We start from the raw sequence: 16085 nt of genomic DNA, 5'->3' as shown, positions 1-16085 counted from the left end.
TCTAATAGAAACTTGCTACTTTACCAACTAGGCAGACATCTAACTTTCATTTAGTGACGCGGAGTGGGTGAGGGATGGCAACCTCGCTACATGGAAATGAAAAAAAATACAGCGGCGTACTCCCTCAGTTTTCACCGGCGCAGCGCTATGAAGTCTTCATAAAGCTGTCGCGCGCCATTGGAACTCATCGGGATGCAGACGAGCTCTTGCGTGCTCTGGCGAAAGAGCTGCGAGCCGTAGTCAGTGCGCATACCATTGGTGTCGTCCACTACAACGATGCTGCCCGCAGAGTGCAGTGGTGCGGGATGGATGTAGAGAACCATCCCTTTCCCCCTGTGCCTCATTTTCCATGGGAAGGCTCTGCCTGCCGCTGGGTCTATGAACACCAGCAGCCCCTGGTCGTTGATATGACGAGGCTCACCTATCCCTTTGCAACATCAGTCGAGTTCCTTTTGCAGTTCGGCATCCTCTCCGTCTGCATTCTCCCGCTCACCACCGCGCACCGCCGCGTGGGAGCTATCCTCTTCGCCAGCCAGCGCGCAGGATACTACACAAAAGAAGTACTTGGCCTCATGTCCGTCATGGCCGACCAGGTAGCTCTCGCCATGGATGACGCCTTTAATGTTGCCGAGCTGCAGCAGACTCGGACACGCCTCGAAAACGAAACCACCAAGCTCAAGCTTCTGCTCGACCTGAACAACGCTATCGTCTCCGACCTCGAACCGACCACTCTTATCAAGGACATCTCCCCGCGTATGCGCGAGCTGATGCAGCTCGATGCCGTCGCCCTCATTCTTCCCGACTCGGGCAGCCGGTCGCTCCGTCTCCATACGCTCGACTTCCCCGACAGAAGAAGAACGCTGCTCAAATCCGTGCAGCCCATCGAGAACGAATCCATCGCCGCTAAAGTCTTCCGCTCCGGCCAGCCCCTCATCGGCAACCTCGATCGCCTCAAGGAATCTGGTGTGGATGACCCGGCCTCCATCGCCGGCCTCCAGACCGTCTGCGTCCTTCCTCTCATTCGCCGCGACCGTGTTCTCGGCGTCCTCGGATTGGGAAGACTGCAGGAAGAGGCCTTTGCGCAAAGCGATATCGACTTCCTGTTGCAGGTCGCCCGCCAGGTCTCCATCGCGGTAGAAAATGCACTCGCCTACCGCCAGGTCACCAGCTTCAGCGACCAGCTCTTTCGCGAAAAACTTTACCTGGAGGACGAAATCCAGAATCAGTTGCACTTCAAAGAGATCGTCGGCACCAGCGATACGCTCCGCCGCGTCTTGCAGCACGTCGAAACCGTTGCCCCTACAGAAACTACTGTCCTCATCTCCGGAGAAACCGGAACCGGCAAGGAACTCATCGCGCGAGCCATCCACAACATGAGCTCGCACAAAAAAGCTGCCTTCGTAAAAGTGAATTGCGCCGCCCTGCCCGCGGGACTGCTCGAAAGCGAGCTCTTCGGCCATGAGAAAGGCGCCTTCACCGGAGCGCTCGCCCAGCGCATCGGCCGCTTCGAGCTCGCCAATGAAGGAACCATCTTTCTCGACGAAATCAGCGAGCTGCCTCTCGAGCTCCAGCCCAAGCTGCTCCGCGTTCTGCAGGAGCGCGAATTCGAGCGCCTCGGCAGCTCGCGCACCCTGCGCACCAATGCGCGCCTCATCGCCGCCACCAACCGCGACCTCAAAGCCATGGTTGCTGAGCAGAAGTTCCGCGCTGATCTCTTCTACCGCCTCAATGTCTTCCCGCTCACGCTGCCGCCGCTGCGCGAACGCCCCGAAGACATTCCGGCCCTGGTAAGCCATTTCGTCCAGCACTACAGCCGCGGCATCAACAAGCAGATCAACTCCATCAGCTCTGAGACCTTGGACGCGCTCATGCGCTACACCTGGCCGGGAAACATCCGCGAGCTGCAGAACGTCATCGAGCGCGCCGTCCTTTTATGCGACGGCTCCACGCTCAGGATTCCGCCATCCGAGTTCACTCTCGACCAGGCCGATCATCATGCCGCATCGAACGGCAAAGCTGTGACCCTCGAAGAAGTCGAGCGCAGTCACATCCTGTCTGTACTTAAGGAAACCAACTGGATCTTCTCCGGCCCCAAAGGAGCTGCGGCGCGGCTGGGTATCAAGCGCTCCACCCTCCAGTTCCGCATGAAGAAGCTGGGAATCACCCGCCCCACATAAAACTAATCTCAGGTAGGGCGGAGCCATAAATATTAGTTTGTCATCTTGAGCGCAGCGAAGGATCTGCTTTTCGCGTCGATAGTCACAACCATGAGTGGAAACTCACAAATCTCATCCGAAAACTAATCACCCCAGAACAAATCCAGCGACCAACGGGAGCGGCAAGTGAAGCACGCTCCACCACCCAGGCAAGAATGGCGCCGAAAGGCGCGTGGGCCTGGACGGCCAGTCCTACGAAGTCGTCCGCGCTGCCAGATTCACCGTCACATAATCATTCGGCGTCTTCTTTGTCGTCCCATCCACTGCCGGATGATACTCCACCCGCATCGTCTTCGCATTCACCATGACGCGCAGATAGCCATAGTTCACATCGTCATAGCTCTCAAGCGTAAGCGTGCTGTCAATCGGATACGGCGTGCGCAGCGTGTTGCCGTTCGAATCCTTGCGCATCTTGGCAATCGCATGGCCGCCATTTCCGCACACTATATACGGAATCGTCATTCCATTCACTGTGCGCGAGTACCGCTGATAATTATGCGAGTGCCCGGAAAACACCGCGTGCGGCCAGAACCCTGCAGCCTGCGCCGCATCGTCAATGTCCCCAGACATCTTCGGGCTGCCTCCGTGCGTTGCGCCGCCCGTATACGGTGGATGGTGCACTGCGACAATCACCGCTCCCGCATACTTCTCCGTCTTGCAGCGTGTCAGCGCAGCCTTCAGAAAATCCAGCTGCACATCGCTCAACAGCGGCCGCGTGCCGCCTTCGGTTGAAATCACGCCCGGGTCTTCCAGCACATTCGAATAAATCCCGAGAATGCGCACAAACGGCGCATCGAACGTGAAATACACTCCCGGCGAAATCATCGTCGAGCGCATCAGCGCTCCGGCATCCGGGCTCTGCTCCGGTGTTTCTGAGCAGAAATTTCTCAGGAACGCATCAAGGGAAGGCGCGGCATCACCTGAATACACCAGCCCGTCATGGTTGCCGGGAATCGCAACGATCGGCCCCGGGTAGTCGCGGTATGGCTCGAAAAACTGGTCGTAGTAGTACTTCGCTTCGCCGAAGCTGTAGACCACGTCACCCAGATGAAAGAAAAACGACGGCACATTCGCAGTGTTCGACTCGCTGAAGTCCGATGTCATCTTATCCGCCACCAGTGACTGCGTCTTCGGCCCGATCACGCTGCCCGTGTCTCCCACCGAGTGAAAGACAATCTGTCCAGCCTTCTCAATCGCGCCAGTCTTCGTCGCTCCCTGGCTCCCGTAAACTTCCTCGAGCGTAAGCACCGGCTCCGTCGCACCGCCGCGCGCCTCTGGAATTGCCTGCACCAGGCTGTCGTTCACCTTCTTGTACAGGCCCGAGTCCGAAGGATGCGGCGTCTTGAACGATGTCGGATCATTGCTCGGCTGCGGCTGCCCGAAGACCGGCTGGCCGTCGGCTAATGGAGATGTGGGCGAAGGGGTTGGCTTTGGCGGGTTCTTTTTCGGATGGGATTTTTTTGAAGGGTGAGAAGAAGTGTGTTTTGGCATAAGTGTATTTCTCTATGATGCTCAACCCTTGAAAGATTACGCCCGTTCCCATAGTGAAAAGCATGAATAAAACGTGACAATTTCTGCGTCAGAAACATGCGCACTTTGGCAGATCAAGTGCTAATTAATGTCGATAGGAACCAAAGAAGTATCTTGCGGTTTGTAACGATTTGATTCATCTCTTATCAATACAAGTGATGACTTTTCCGGGAAGACCGGGTTCATAAGATGTGGCCCGCTTTTCCGGAGCAGAGAAGGAGAAGTCACGAAATGATTCCCGAGGACCATGCACTGCGCCAGTTCTTTCACGATGTCGTCGCCGACTGCTACAACGAATACGTCAACATGGACGACAGCGAAATCACAACTTACGTCGCCGACCTGCTGACTGACTTCTGCGTCTCCGAGCGCCTCTATCCCATCCACGACGCCGAAGGTCATCCCGTCAAAGACGTAGGCGACATGCTCCTGGCCTCTGACCCCGTGCTCGGAACCGCTTCCTCCTTCGACGACGAGCGCCGCATCCGCAAGCACATCGGCGACTACACGCTCTTCTGCACCGGCATGTATCCGGAATCCGTCCACAAGTGGCGCGAAAACGAAAACGCCAACCTCTACGAAATGATCCGCACCGGCAAGGAAAGCTACTACATCGTCTCTCAGTTCGACCTCTTCGAATATGCCGTCGAAGCCCCACTCTTCGGCCGCCTTTCCGAGGCTTTCGAAAGCTGCATGTACGGCCTCAACCAGGTCCGCACCGAACTGGATAAAAGAATGCCAGGCCAGCTCCCCGCCAAAAAACCAAAATTCCTCATGTGAGGACTGGCCGTCCAGGCACACGCGCCTTCGGCGCCATTCTTGCCTGATCACCCCCTGTACTGTCATCCTGAGCGACCCTGAACGGAGTGAAGGGGAGTCGAAGGACCCGCACGAACAAGAAGAGCTTCCCCTGAGCAGAGTCCAAGGGTTCGTGCGAATTGTTGCGCAGCAACAACCGCCCTTAGCAACGATAGCCACGAAAAAGGGTGCCCCATCCTTTCATCGGGGTTTTCGATGAAAGGGTGGGAACCACAAATCTCAACGAAAAAGCCGCTGCTTTCGCAGCGGCTTTAAGCATTTGTGGGATCAACCAACCAGCGACCAACGGGAGCGGGCAAGCAGAAGCACAATCCAACACAGAGGCAAGAATGGCGCCGAAAGGCGCGTATGCCTGAACGGCCAGTTCAGACTTGCATGATTTCGGCTTCCTTCTTTTTCGCCATCTCATCCATACGCTTGATTTCTTCATCCGTCAGCTTCTGAATCTCTTCAAGCGAGCGCTTCTCTTCGTCTTCAGAAATCTTCTTGTCCTTCGACGCCTTCTTGATCAGGTCATTCCCGTCGCGCCGGATATTCCGCACCGCAGTCTTGTGGTCTTCAAGCACGCGGGCAACATGCTTCACCACTTCGCGGCGGCGGTCTTCGGTCATGGGAGGAACCGGCACTCGCACAATCTTTCCATCGTTCTGCGGATTGAACCCAAGGTCGGAAGCTCGCAGCGCCTTTTCAATCTCACCCAGGATGCTGACATCCCACGGCTGAATCACAATCGTATTGGCGTCGGGAGTCGTGAGCTGCCCCACCTGGTTCAAAGGAGTAGGCGTGCCATAGTAATCGATCTTCACCTGGTCAAGCATGGCCACTGAAGCGCGGCCGGTGCGCGTGGATGAGAGATGTCCCTGAAAGTCTTTCACCGCCTTTTCCATGCGCGCTTTCAGTTGCTGATGCACTTCCTTGAGAGCCGGAATTCCGGCCATAGCTGAGACTGCCATCGTTATCTTCCTTGAATAGTGTGCAAAAGCTGTATTTTACTTGGCCTGAAGGGCAAACGTCATCCGGCAGGGACTCCTGGCAGAACACAATGAGTCATTGGATCAGTTCATGTCTGATTTGCGAGTCTCTGTGTTGAGTTCTTCAAAGTAGGCCTGAAGCGAGCGCGGTTCCCGGCCAAGAATGGCGCGCAGCGTCAGCGGATTGCCGAGCAGGCCGTGATGTTCGTAGTGCTCGAACATCGTTTTCATGGGAACAGGAATTTTGCCAGGCGCATTCGGATCGCGTCTTTCGACTTGAATCTCACGGCCAGTCACCTTCCCGATCAGTGCGGCCACATCCCAGCGGTTCAAGATTCCAGGTGAACAAAGCTCAAACGTCCCGTAGAGCAACTTGTCATCTGTAAGAGCCAGAGCAGCGACCTCTGCAACATCCCGATAATCGACTCGCGAAAAACGAGTATCAGCTGACCACGGCTCGGCCAGCACGCCGGTCTTCACAATCTCGGACCAGGATCGAGCGTAGTTCTGAAAATAAAGCGCGGGGTGAAGAAAGGTGTACTCCAGGCCGGAGTTGAGCACTGCTTCTTCCACCGCAATCTTGGCCGCGTGATTGACGAGACTCGTGAGCACAGGGTGAATCACCGACGAGAATACGAATCGGCGCACGCCGGCCTGCACCGCCGCTTCCACCATGCCTTTTCCCACATTGGCTTCGTCTGGAAGGAACGCCGGAGCGATGTAAAAAACAGCCTCGACGCCATGGAGGGCACGATCGAGGCTCGACCGGTCATTCAGATTTCCGGTGACAACTTCTGAAGCGCCATTTCTCCGCGCGAGTTCATTCTGCTCTGGCTTATGGATCAGGCCACGCACCCGCGCCCCGCGCTCGATCAATGCAGGGATGACAAGGCCAGCGAATTTACCGGAGGCGCCAACAGCAAGAATTGTCATATGGAAGGCTCAGCCTTCGACTCAATCTCACGAATGGCCAAGGTGCGCATTAATTCCAAACGCGCTCGATACCTTGCCCAGCTCGACCCGTACCTTCTCCCACTGCGTGGCCAGACGCCCGGTCACCTGCATGTTTATCAGGATCCGGTCAATCTCCTGAGCGCTGTTCATTGTGGCTTCGATCGCCACATCGCCCTTCTTCGACTTACGGAACTCATTCAGCATCTCGTCGGTCTTCTTCTCAAAGTCCTCAGCCAGCTTTCGCGCGTCCTTTTCCTCGCTTGTCTTGCGGATCGTGCTCTTCTTGAGCTCATCGTCAAAACCCGAGCGGAAGGACTTCGCATCCTCGTGCAGGTTTCTCATTAAAGCTTCCACATCCTTGTCGCTCAAACGCTGCGCATCGAGGGAAGGGCATGCATACGTACCCATCAAGCCCAGAAACACCGCAATCGAAAGCCACGCACGCAGCCGGCGGCCCATCTTCATTCCATTTCTCCTGCAACCCAAAACGCAGATTCCCCGGCCTGCGCGTGAGCGCAACCCGGCATTGGGCATTCATTTTCTACTATTTAGTACGATGCAATTCCCCGAGGCCCGTTATCCCACGAAGTACACCGGAAACCGAAAGTATAAACACAACAATAAGAAATTCCACTCGGAACCTGCATCAGCAGCAATTCCTTACAAATTGTCATCCTGAGCGGAGACGCGCCTGAGCGCGTCGCAGTCGAAGGACCCGCAGCGCAAGCTGCGCCCCAGTCGCGCGCAGCGCAACCTTCGACACCCTGGGAAATCTTGTCAAGCCCACCAAAAGTAACAATCTCCCCCAACCATCAGAAAAATAAGCAGATACAAGCCAAAGAAACTTGGCATATTATTACCGCTCAAAATGCTATCCTGAAATTAAGAAGAGAAAAAAGAAAAGCGCCCTCTGGAGATGGGGCGCTTTTTCATTTTCCGGGAGTCGTCACCCGGGCTCTCTCTTCAGCCCCATCGCACGAACGGATCCGTGCGATGGGGTTTCTTTATAGAGCAACCATGACCGGAATTCCTGGACTGCGCGGTGTCCGCAGGCTGGGAGCGAGCATCCACCGGCAGCTTTCATTCCTGAGAAGGACCATAATCTGATTTATCGGGACGGCACCTGGGGGACGGCACGGCCTCAGTCAGCTGAAACAGGCTGCCAAAGCTCCACACGATTTCCCTCTGGGTCGGTGATCCAGCCAAACTTGCCGAAGTCATAGCTTTCGCGCTTCGGATCGACCGTAACGCCTTCAGCCAGCAACCGGGCCAGTACTCCATCGAGGTCATCTACCTGAAGGTTGATCATCGCTTTCTGTGCCGGCGGAAAATATGCATTGTCTTGTTTGAAAAGGGCGAAGACGACCTGGGCATGTTGCGTCGGCGCAGGAAACGCATACGATCCTCCGGAATTCACCAGGCCAAGATGCCGCTCGTACCATTGATAAAGAGCTTTCGGATCATTCGTTCGCAAAAAGATACCGCCAAAACCTGTGATTGAAGGCATAGAGTCTCCTGTGAGGAACGTTTGTTGGAAGGTCGGGCTTATGGCCCGGCCTTTTGATTTTATGTCGTCATGACTGCGGCAGCAGCGATGGGCTAGACGGGAGCCTTGCGGCGGAGGACGGCTGCCGAGATGAGAGTAAGGATAAGGCCGACGGGCAGGGGCTCCATGAAGGTGTAGGCCATGTTGACCAGGGGATTCTGGTACAGCTGCTGGGAGCGTTGTATGGCAGAAACCCGCGCGGCGGTAGTGGCAGGATCAAGTCCGGAGGACTGGATTTTATGGATCTGCGCGGCGAAGTAGCTGTCCATGAAGTGGGGCATGAAGTTGAAATAGACGATCTCCCACATGGCTACGTAGCAGACGGTGGTGATGAGGGTAATGAGGATGCCGCAGACGAAAGCGCGTCCGAAGGAGATTTGGCCGGCGAGGGTGTTGTCGCGGTAGCTGCGGATGCCGAAGTAGACCAGCAGAAACGACGCCACCATGATGGTGTAGCCGAGTACCATGCTGTGGCCGGAGCCGATCTTGTCGGCGAAGAAAAGCGAGCCGCCCATAAGGACGGAAATCATAAGGCCGGATATAAGGCCAAAAGTGAGGACAACTTTCTTCATGTGAGTTTCCTGATGCCTGTGAGGATGGAGTCACCATGCAGTGTACCGGTCCGGATGTCGTCACCCATTCGGGTGATTTTGCAGGAATAGAGCAGAAATCATGTTTTCGGGTGATGCGATTACGGCAGGAGGCCCAGTTCCTTGCCGCGCTGGACGGCCTGGGTGCGTCGAACGGCTCCAAGCTTGTCGAAGGCGCGGGCACAGTGTGTCTTGACAGTATTTTCGGAAACGAAAAGCTGCGTCGCGATCTCTCGATTGCTGAAGCCGCGCGCGATCAGAGTGAGGACTTCGAGCTCGCGTGCCGTGATGCCGATGGTTTGCTGGTGAGCTGTGTTGGGAGCGAAGGGTTCGGGGGTGGAGGCTTCCGCAGGGACAAGCACTTCCCTCACCACGACCGTTTCACGTACAGTTTCGCGCCTGCGCGTGATGCGGAGGCCAAGCCAGATACCGAAGGCCGAAAAAAGAATGGCGACAAGCGCGCCGTAGAGCTCGACGGAATGCTCGATGACAACGAAGCGGTATTCGGTGTATTGGAGGATGGCGATCAAAAGACCGCCGACAAAACCGAAGACGAGGACGTGGCGCCTCATATAGACAGGGTGTTATCCGGAAGTATATCCAAAAGCTAATGCTTGAGCGCTGCGCCCTGCGACCTGTGCTTTGAAATTACTGTCAAGCCCGCCAAGATGTCATTCTGAGCGGAGCAACGCGGACCGGGGTCCCCGGACTGCGCGCTGTTCGCAGGCTGGGATGGGGGCGTCGAAGGACCCCCACGAGCAGAAAGAGCTTACCTTGGGCAGATCAAAGGGCTCGTGGGAGGTCGGCCAAAGGCCGACGGGATGCGGATCAAGACGACACAACCAAAGGAAGCCAGGAACAACGAACCAAAGAACGTTTTTCTGAGTGCCCTGACAAGGTAATACCTAAAACAGACCCCCCGCTAAATATATGAAAACACTGGAGTAGTGCGCAAGCAATAGAAGAATCAATAAGATAGGAGGGGTAACCCTCCGCTATCTCATTGAAAACAAACAAAACCAAGTGCTACATAGGGGGAGGGGGGTACCCCCTCCTAAGTCATTGAAAACAGATAAAATCAGCTATTTGGTCTCGAGCGTGTCGTACAACGGCTGAGCAGGCTTCACTGCCGGCTCTTCCTTGGCCACCGAGACCGCCAGGATCCGCACCTTGTCATTCGACGGGAGCGTCAGCGAGGTCGCATGGGGCGGCAGCGGAATCTCGTAGGCAAAGAGGTAGCTGTACTCATACGGCTCGTTCAGCCCCTCCGGAGTGTGGTGGTGGGAGGCGTACCACGCCAGGTCCGCCGTCTTGATAAATCCGGGGCGAAGTCCGACATAGTCCTCCGGATAGCGCGGAGCCCAGTTCGCCGATCCCCGGTTGCTCAGGTCCCAGGTCGCATGGTTGGCTGAAACCGCCCAGTCCTTGCGCAGCGGCACTGTCTTCTCCTGGCCGTTTGGACCGGGCGACGTCCGCACCGTCGTGGTGTCCGGCTCCGGCTTCCAGAGTCGCGTGTCCCACTGGCCGATGAATCCGCCCCAGTCCTCGACGGTGAAAGTCACCGGCTTGCCGCCGGCAGTGAAGGTCGCCTTCTGGTCTCCGTCCTCAGAAGCAGCCAGAACGTAGACCCGGTTGTAATCCCCCTCGGGGAGAGGAATCTTCTGGCCTCGGGCTACAACAGCATCGGACTTCGATGCGCCACCCGGAGCCAGCTGGAAATCAACTCCGCTGAACTTCAGGTCCTGTGGCAGCATTTCCGCTGGCAGAGCATCGCCCTTCGCATTGAAGCCGCCGGTCGACTTGGTGTCATCCTCGCTCGCCGCCGCCAGATCGTAGTGCAGCGTCACCGGCTGCGACTTCACCGGATCAAGACGTACCGGAGCAGCTCCCAGCTTCAGGGCAAAGGTGCGCGGCTGGTTGCCTTTGAACGATGTTTCAAGCGCTCCGCCGGCAACATTCGCCGGGCCGGTTGGAAGCTCCTGCCCGTTCACCTCGCGCGCTTCTGTGATCGGTCCGGCGAACTTCACCTGGACATTATCCGCCGGTTTGCCGTCCAGCTCCACCATGCGCAGGATGACATCGTCGCTCAGCTCCGCCTTCTTGAGCGCCAGCACCCGGACACGCGGATTGTTGATCGTTACCAGCGAAAAGTTCTTGCCCAGCGAACCCGCATGCTTCTCCGTCTCGAAGGCCACCAGAGGCGAGCTCAACCGATAGGCTTGCCAGTCCGTCTGGCCATCGCGCCAGTCACCGGAATGTCCAGCCAGACCGAAGATGATCTCATGGTGTCCCCAGTCCTGGTTGAGCTGGTCAGAGTATGCGCGGCGCGGGGGGCCCGGGGGCATGCCCGGCGCTGGCTGCGGGTTGTCCTTCCGGTAGCCCGGCGAGCGCAGCAGCGTCAACCGGATCGTCTGGTCATCGCGCTTGTCCGATCCGTTCTTCACTCCGGTAAGAACCGTCGCCCCATAGGAACCGCTCTGATCCGTCAGGTCGATCCAGTGGTGAGAGGCCACTTCGAACTGGCGGTCATACGCATTGGGCCGCTGGATGGTCCCCACCTCCCAGTTGTAGGTCGCCATCTTGTTCGTCGCCGAGAGCGGAAACACCGCCTTCAGGTTCGCCGACAGCGATTTCCAGTCAATCGACTCGCCGAACTCCACGCGGTTGCCCGCATCGCCCGCCGACAGGCTGACCCTCTGCACAAACTTCGAGCCTTCCGTCTCGCGCTCCACCTCGACCGCAACGCGCACCGGCCCGTTCTCGACCACCCGCACCTTCGCCGGCCCGCTCACATACGACCGCGGAGCAGCCTGCTCCTGGTCAAAGTCCATATTCCATGCCGGCCACATCTGCGGAGAATCCTCCGAAATGGCCAGCCGCATCGGCGCTGACAGCAGCTCCTTGTTGACCTTCTTGTCGAAGATGCTGCTCACATCGCCGTCTTTGTTCAGCTCAACCTTGTACCGCGCATTCTCAAGCGACGACTCGCTGACCTTCAACTCCGACGATCGCGCCGATGAATTGCCGCGCTGCACATCGTAAACCGCATATCCCACCGAAGGAGTCTTGGCCACAAACAGCACCTTGCCGTTCTCCACCTGTGCCGGAACAGCATTGCCATCCGGCCCCACAACGCGGACCGCTTTAGCGCCTGCGAACGGAACCGACGCTTCGACAATGTCCTCGCGCTCAATGTTCAGCGGGTTGTAAACCACCACTGGAACTCCGTTTACTTGAGTATTCAAGCCGGAGGCAATCGACTGGGTCGCGCTGGTCAGCACGCCGGCAAACTGGTTGAGCGCAATCACATCATCATTCTGAGCAAACTCATACGACCGCGGCGTTGCCGTTCCTGCGCCGGTGTCGTGGAACTGCCCGCCCATCACCAGGTACCAGGCATCATTCAGCCGCTGCTGCGGATAAGTGCGTCCGCCCATCCACGCCGCAGCCACCGACGCCTTCTCCGCCGCATCGGCCAGCAGCTCGTTCTCGCGGTTCCAGCGCTTGTGATATGCCTGCGATGTCAGCGAACCCGCCGAGTGATTGATGAGCTCAAGATCGCCCTTGTAGCGAGGCATCTTCGCCGTCATGTCCGGCTTGATGTCGAGGAACATCTGGTCCGCCGCCGTCGAGACAACGTTCACAGGTCCGTCACCCATGCGGACCGGAGATGTCGAGCCCGGAAGCTCGGCCTCGCCCTTCGTCACCATGGCTTCCAGCAGCTTGACCGAATTCTCATCAGTCGCGCCGCCAATATCGCCTGTGCCGATGTAATGATAATCGGCGTACACGCCCGTCACCTTGCCATCCAGCTCGATGCGCTTCGTCCAATCCGGCTCGTGCTGCTGCCGCGGCCCGGTCGTAGGAGTGCCCGGCGGCGGAGTCTTGCTCAAGTCCGAATGAATCTGGCCGTTGTAGCTGCCGGGGTTGAGCGCCGCCATCACCGTCTCGCCATCAGGCCCTTCCCACACGCCTACATTGAAAGGAATGCCTTCCGGAGTCTGCTCCGGTGAGTCAGGACCGCCCACCTGCGGAGCAGGCTGCCATGCCGCATTGAGCTTCTGCGTCGAAAAACCCTTCACGCCCGCATGCGCCAGAATGGTCGGCAGCGATGCTGGAAAACCGAAGCAGTCCGGCAGCATGTACTCCGCGCTCGCCTTGCCGAACTCCTGCCGGAAATAGGTGTTGCCGTACAGCACCTGGCGAAAGATCGATTCGGCGCTCGGCAGGTTTACATCGCCCTCTTCCACCGACGAGCCGGCCGGATACCAGTTGCCCGCCGCGATGTACTGCTTCATCTTGGCGTAATCGTTGGGAAAATACTCCTTCATCAGGCGGTAGCGGTTCGAGCCCGTCCAGTTGAAGACATAATGCGGATACTTCTGGATGTAATCGAAATTCACCCGCATTGTCTTCAGCAGGTACTCACTGATCGACTGCTGGAAGTTCCAGCGCCACTGCGTATCAAGGTGCGCATAAGGGACAACGTAAAGCGTAGGCTGCTTGGTAATATCAGGCGCCTTCATCGTCTGCGCCGAGGCGCTTAATGCAATAGCCTGCGCGACCGCGGCAGCAAGAAGGCGTTTTGAAAAACGAGGCATGACAAATCTCCGGGAGTCCATCAAGTTTTTGACTATCTGATTTTCGGTTTCGAGCCAAGGGAGCGCATACAGAGGAGTGGAATCGATACCATCCGCCGCCACACAGGATTACTGACAGAAAGCCTCTTGTCAAGCTCTTCAGTCGCCAGCGAAAATCCCCTCTGCGTAACCTCCGTGTCCTCTGTGCTCTCTGTGGTGAAAATTCCCTCTGCGAATACTCAGCGTCCGGGCCTGCCCTGAGCGAAGCCGAAGGGCGGTAAAAATGCCAGTGATGACATCGACGTAGAAGTGGTAGCCTTGGTGCGCCATCAAAATACAACCCGGCGCGGGCGCCCATGATCAAGATGCGACTCCTCTGCTCACTCAGCCTTCTCGTTCTCTCTCTTCTCCCGGCAACAGCGCAGCAAACTTCCTACCCCTTCAACGATCCTTCTCTGCCGATGGAGAAGCGCATCGACAATCTTCTCTCGCTGATGACCATCGACGAAAAAATCAACTGCCTCGGCACCATTACCGCCGTGCCCCGTCTCGGCGTGAAAAACTTCGGCGCCTCTGAAGGCATTCACGGAGTTGTCCAGCGCGGCGGAGGTTTCCTCAACCGGACAGCCATCACCACTACGCAGTTTCCCCAGCCTCCCGGCATGGGCGAATCATGGGACCCCGACCTCGTCCGCAAGGCAGGCGGCGTCGAAGGCTACGAAGCCCGCTTCATCACGCAGACCCCGAAATACGACCGCCAGGTTCTCATGCTCTGGGGGCCGCAGTCTGACCTCGCTCGCGATCCGCGCTGGGGCCGCAGTGAAGAAGTCTACGGAGAAGACCCATTCTTCAACGGAACCATGGTCACCGCCTTCATCAAGGGCCTGCAGGGCGATGATCCGAACTACTGGCAGGCCGCGGCATTGCTCAAGCACTTCCTCGCCAACAGCAATGAGGACTACCGCACCAGTTCATCCTCCAACTTCGATCAGCGACTCTTCTGGGAGTACTACTCCGTTCCCTTCCGCATGGGCTTCCTCGACGGCGGAGCCAAAGCCGTCATGGCCTCCTATAACGCCTGGAACGGCACGCCCATGGCCATCAATCCGATCCTCAAGAGCATCGTCCGCGACAAGTGGGGCGTCGACGTTCTTTCGAGCGACGGCGGAGCCGTCAGGCTCCTCGTCACCGCGCACAAGCGCTTCGCCAACCAGAAAGAAGCCGTCGTCGCCTGTCTCAAGGCCGGTATCAACCAGTTCCTCGACGTCTACAAAGACGAAACCAAAGCAGCTCTGAAAGACGGATCCATCACCGAGGCTGAGATCGACAGCCTGCTCCGCCCGAAGTTCCGCGTCTCCATCCGCCTCGGACTGCTCGATCCGCCGGAGATGGTTCCCTACTCGAAGATCAAAGACTCGCCCGAGCCCTGGAACACCGAAAAAGACAAATCCGTCTCGCAGCAGATGGCGCTCGAATCTGTAGTGCTACTCAAGAATTCCGATTCTCTTCTGCCGCTCAAGAAGGACGCAATCAAATCCATCGCCGTTATCGGCCCGCTCGCCAACGCAGTTCACTGGGACTGGTACGGAGGCACGCCGCCCTACGCCATCACGCCGCTTCAGGGCATCAGGGATGAAGCCGGCCCCGGAGTCAAAGTCACCTATGCAGAAAACGAAATCGGCAACGCTGTCTACAACGCGGCTAAATCATCCGACGTAGCCGTGGTCATGATCGGCAACGACCCCACCTGCGGCCCGGACATGGCGCACGACTGGCACGACACTCCCTACGACGGTGGCGGAACGCTGCCCTGCGCCTCGCCCAGCGATGGACGCGAAGGTCGCGACCGCGAAAGCATCGACCTCGCCCAGGAGCAGCTGGTGAAGCAGGCTTATGCCGCCAATCCGAAGACCATCGTCATGCTGGTATCGAGCTTCCCCTTCGCCATCAACTGGTCGCAGGCCCATGTCCCCGCCATCCTGCACATGGCTCACTCCTCGCAGGATGAAGGAACCGCTCTCACTAAAGTCCTCTTCGGCGACTACAACCCCGCAGGCCGCCTCGTCGTCACCTGGCCTAAATCCGTCGACCAGCTGCCGCCCATGATGGACTATGACATCCGCCATGGCCGCACCTATATGTACTTCAAAGGCGATCCGCTCTATCCCTTCGGCTATGGATTGAGCTACACCACCTTCCGCTACTCCAACATCAAAACCAGTTCCACCCGCATGGCAAAGGACGGGACCATCACTGTCAGCGTCGACGTCACCAACACCGGCACCCGCTCCGGCGACGAAGTCGTCCAGCTCTACGTCAAGCAGCCGCGTTCCAAAGTCGAGCGCCCGCGCGAGCAGCTGAAGGGCTTCAAGCGCGTGACCATACAGCCCAATGAAACAAAGACCGTCGAGATTCCCCTCAAAGCCTCTGACCTTGCTTATTGGGATGAGAAGCAGCAATCCTTCAAAGTAGAAGCCGAGCCCCTGGGTATCCTGATCGGCAGCTCATCAGCCGACATCAAACTAACCACCACTGCGCAGATCGAATGAAAATCGAGATTTCCTCTGCGAAACCTCCGTGTCCTCTGTGCTCTCTGTGGTGAAAAAAATTCCCTCGTGAACCTTGGAGACTTGGCGTAGATTTTGTCTCCATATCTTCCATTTGTCTGAACTATAAATGCTGTTTATACAAGCCTCCTGACCGGATTTTTCGGCAAAAAGACAAACCGGCTGACCTATGATTGGTGTCAGGCCATCCGCATAAAAACATGAATGACGCCACTGTGAAAGGCGTCATCCATATCTGTCGATCTGTCGGAAAATCATTCCGTTATTCCTGGCCGAAGTGTTTACGGACAACGCATTGTGCGCGGCAATTGA

Annotated in this window: 11 protein-coding genes; 3 read left to right on the top strand and 8 right to left on the bottom strand. The window is 57.3% G+C overall.

Annotated elements, in window-relative coordinates; all coding sequences use genetic code 11:
* Positions 1-74 precede the first annotated feature (74 nt).
* Positions 75-2177 (top strand): sigma-54-dependent Fis family transcriptional regulator, encoded by a 2103-nt coding sequence (locus AC5S16_RS17250; RefSeq protein WP_493931344.1) that lies wholly within the window; start codon positions 75-77, stop codon positions 2175-2177.
* 231 nt (positions 2178-2408) lie between these two features.
* Here the strand turns inward: AC5S16_RS17250 and AC5S16_RS17245 are convergent, their stop codons facing one another.
* Positions 2409-3707 carry a metallophosphoesterase family protein gene (locus tag AC5S16_RS17245; protein ID WP_493931343.1) on the bottom strand — a complete coding sequence of 433 codons (1299 nt, stop codon included), beginning with the start codon at positions 3705-3707 and terminating at the stop codon, positions 2409-2411.
* Positions 3708-3977: 270 nt separating this feature from the next.
* Here AC5S16_RS17245 and AC5S16_RS17240 point away from each other — a divergent pair, with 270 nt between their 5' ends.
* Positions 3978-4526 carry a hypothetical protein gene (locus AC5S16_RS17240; protein WP_493931342.1) on the top strand — a complete coding sequence of 183 codons (549 nt, stop codon included), beginning with the start codon at positions 3978-3980 and terminating at the stop codon, positions 4524-4526.
* Between the two features lie 404 nt (positions 4527-4930).
* Here AC5S16_RS17240 and frr read toward each other — a convergent pair whose 3' ends face one another.
* The 7 genes from frr to AC5S16_RS17205 form a co-directional block, all read right to left on the bottom strand.
* Complete coding sequence (frr, locus tag AC5S16_RS17235) at positions 4931-5518, bottom strand: ribosome recycling factor (RefSeq protein WP_493931341.1); 588 nt, start codon at positions 5516-5518, stop codon at positions 4931-4933.
* 102 nt (positions 5519-5620) lie between these two features.
* Positions 5621-6469: an SDR family oxidoreductase gene (locus tag AC5S16_RS17230; protein ID WP_493931340.1), complete on the bottom strand. Its 849-nt coding sequence runs from the start codon at positions 6467-6469 to the stop codon at positions 5621-5623.
* Between the two features lie 27 nt (positions 6470-6496).
* Positions 6497-6955, bottom strand: a complete 459-nt coding sequence (locus tag AC5S16_RS17225; RefSeq protein WP_493931339.1) for a hypothetical protein — start codon at positions 6953-6955, stop codon at positions 6497-6499.
* A 676-nt stretch (positions 6956-7631) separates the two neighbouring features.
* On the bottom strand, positions 7632-7997 hold the full coding sequence (locus AC5S16_RS17220) for a VOC family protein (protein ID WP_493931338.1): 366 nt from the start codon (positions 7995-7997) through the stop codon (positions 7632-7634).
* A 92-nt stretch (positions 7998-8089) separates the two neighbouring features.
* Complete coding sequence (locus tag AC5S16_RS17215) at positions 8090-8608, bottom strand: DUF4199 domain-containing protein (protein ID WP_493931337.1); 519 nt, start codon at positions 8606-8608, stop codon at positions 8090-8092.
* Positions 8609-8727: 119 nt separating this feature from the next.
* Complete coding sequence (locus AC5S16_RS17210) at positions 8728-9198, bottom strand: response regulator transcription factor (RefSeq protein WP_493931336.1); 471 nt, start codon at positions 9196-9198, stop codon at positions 8728-8730.
* Positions 9199-9708: 510 nt separating this feature from the next.
* Positions 9709-13227 (bottom strand): alpha-mannosidase, encoded by a 3519-nt coding sequence (locus tag AC5S16_RS17205; protein ID WP_493931335.1) that lies wholly within the window; start codon positions 13225-13227, stop codon positions 9709-9711.
* A gap of 335 nt (positions 13228-13562) precedes the next feature.
* Here AC5S16_RS17205 and AC5S16_RS17200 point away from each other — a divergent pair, with 335 nt between their 5' ends.
* Complete coding sequence (locus AC5S16_RS17200) at positions 13563-15755, top strand: glycoside hydrolase family 3 C-terminal domain-containing protein (RefSeq protein ID WP_493931334.1); 2193 nt, start codon at positions 13563-13565, stop codon at positions 15753-15755.
* The last annotated feature ends 330 nt before the right edge of the window (positions 15756-16085 follow it).

This window comes from Acidobacterium sp. FHG110202_01 (genome assembly GCF_059115305.1).
Note: the sequence above shows the minus strand (reverse complement) of the source record. Positions and strands in the feature narration are given on the sequence as shown.